Consider the following 1,848-nt stretch of genomic DNA (forward strand, 5'->3'; position numbering starts at 1 on the left):
CCGCATCGAGTCGAACCCGATCGAGGTCTCCGGGGCGCATCTCCTTGCCGAGCACGCGGCGCCCGGCGGGGGTTGACGGCGACCCGGGAGCGCGGGAGTCTCGCCACGTCCACGAAAGGAAGCCGATGCGCAGCGACGCCGAAGCCAAGGAGATGGTGGTCCAGATCACGAACGAGATGTTCGCGCTGGGGCTCCTGACCGCGACGGGGGGGAACGTCTCCTCGCGCTCGTCCGACGACGAAACCATCTGGATCACGCCGAGCCGCCTGTACAAGGGGAACCTGCACGAGGACGACCTGGTGCGCATCAAGCCGGACGGCTCGACGCTCGAGGGGACGCGCAACCCCTCGGTCGAGTGGCAGATGCACTTCTCGAGCTACCGGGCGCGCCCCGACACGACCGGCGCCCTGCACACCCACGCTCCGATCGCGACCGCCATGGGCATCGTCGGGCTGCCCTTCCCGCCGATCAACACCGACGCCGTCTTCCTGCGCGATACCCAGCTCGTGCCGTGGTTCATGCCGGGGACGAAGGAGCTCGCCGACGCGGTCGAGGTCGCGATGCAGAAGAGCCGCGGCTGCTTCCTGCAGAACCACGGCCTGATGACCGTCGGCAAGACGTTGCGCGACGCGGCGACGCGCGCGATGAACCTCGAGGAGACCGCGAAGATCGTCCTCTACGCGAAGCAGTTCGGCGGCGAGCTGACGCTCCTCCCGGACGAGTGGGTGGAGCGCCTGGCCCCGCTCGCCGACTTCATCTGACGTCCCTCGCTGAGGGTCGGAGGTCTGCATGTTCGAGTTGAAGGGCAAGGTCGCGTTGATCACCGGCGGCGGGAGCGGCATCGGGCTCGCCGCCGCGCACGCTCTGGCGCGCGCCGGGGCGACGGTCGCGCTCATGGGACGCGACGGCGCCAAGCTCGGCCACGCGGTCGCCGCGATCGGTCCCGAGAGGGCATGGGCGGTCGCCGGCGACGTCGGCGTCGAGGACGACGTCGTGCGCGTGGTGAACGCCGTGACCGCGCGCTTCGGCCGCCTCGACGTCGCCGTCAATGCGGCCGGAACGGGGTTCATCGCGAGCGTGGTCGAGCAGAACGCCGACGACTGGGAGATGACGCTCCGCACCAACCTCGGCGGCGCGATGTACTGCATCAAGCACGAGGCCGCGGCGATGATCCAGGGCGGGCACGGCGGCTCGATCGTCAACGTGTCCTCGATCGCGGGCAAGCTCACGCACCGCTTGATGAGCGCCTACTGCGTCTCCAAGGCGGGGCTCGAGATGCTGACCCGCTGCGCCGCCGACGAGCTCGGGCCGCACCTGATCCGCGTGAACGCGCTGCGCGTCGGCCTGGTCCCGACCGACCTGTCGCGCATCCTCGCCGACCATCCGAAGGTACGCGCCAACTACGAGGCGCACATGCCGCTCGGACGGCTCGGCAGGGCCGAGGAGGTCGCCGACGCGGTCCTCTTCCTCGCGAGCGATCGCTCGGCGTGGATCACCGGGGACGTGATCCCGGTCGACGGCGGGCACACGCTGCGCGGCGGGCCGGACGTCGGCCTGCTGCTCACGTGAGCGCGATGGCCGATGATCCGTCCGCGGGCGCGGGCGTCCGCTACGAGGTCGGCGAGGCCGGGGTCGCGACGCTCACGCTCGATCGTCCCGACAAGCGGAACGCCGTGATGCCGCCCGACTGGCGCGCCTTCGAGGATCTCCTGGACGAGGGCTCCGCCGATCCGCGCGTGCGCGTCTTCGTCCTCACCGGGGCGGGCGGCATCTTCTGCGCCGGCGGCGACTTGAAGACCATGGGCGAGCGCCTCGAGCAGTCGCCGGTGCGGCGCTCGCGCGAGATGC

The 1,848-nt window shown here is 71.0% G+C and carries 3 protein-coding genes; all 3 read left to right on the forward strand.

Going from position 1 to position 1,848, the window contains the following annotated elements; translation table 11 throughout:
• Window positions 1-125: 125 nt before the first annotated feature.
• The gene (locus tag ACME2J_RS22265) at window positions 126-761 is read left to right on the forward strand and encodes a class II aldolase/adducin family protein (RefSeq protein WP_495547138.1); all 636 of its coding nucleotides are present in this window, start codon (window positions 126-128) and stop codon (window positions 759-761) included.
• A 28-nt stretch (window positions 762-789) separates the two neighbouring features.
• Complete coding sequence (locus tag ACME2J_RS22270) at window positions 790-1,569, forward strand: SDR family NAD(P)-dependent oxidoreductase (protein ID WP_495547139.1); 780 nt, start codon at window positions 790-792, stop codon at window positions 1,567-1,569.
• A 5-nt stretch (window positions 1,570-1,574) separates the two neighbouring features.
• The coding region (locus ACME2J_RS22275; protein ID WP_495547140.1) for an enoyl-CoA hydratase/isomerase family protein at window positions 1,575-1,848 on the forward strand (274 nt) is incomplete at its 3' end.

The sequence above is a fragment of the Paraconexibacter sp. genome (assembly GCF_059438195.1).

Bases quoted from the DNA above. Each gene is read 5' to 3' on its own strand.
- ACME2J_RS22270 (WP_495547139.1), top strand. From the start codon at position 790: ATGTTCGAGTTGAAGGGCAAGGTCGCGTTGATCACCGGCGGCGGGAGC.
- ACME2J_RS22265 (WP_495547138.1), top strand. From the start codon at position 126: ATGCGCAGCGACGCCGAAGCCAAGGAGATGGTGGTCCAGATCACGAAC.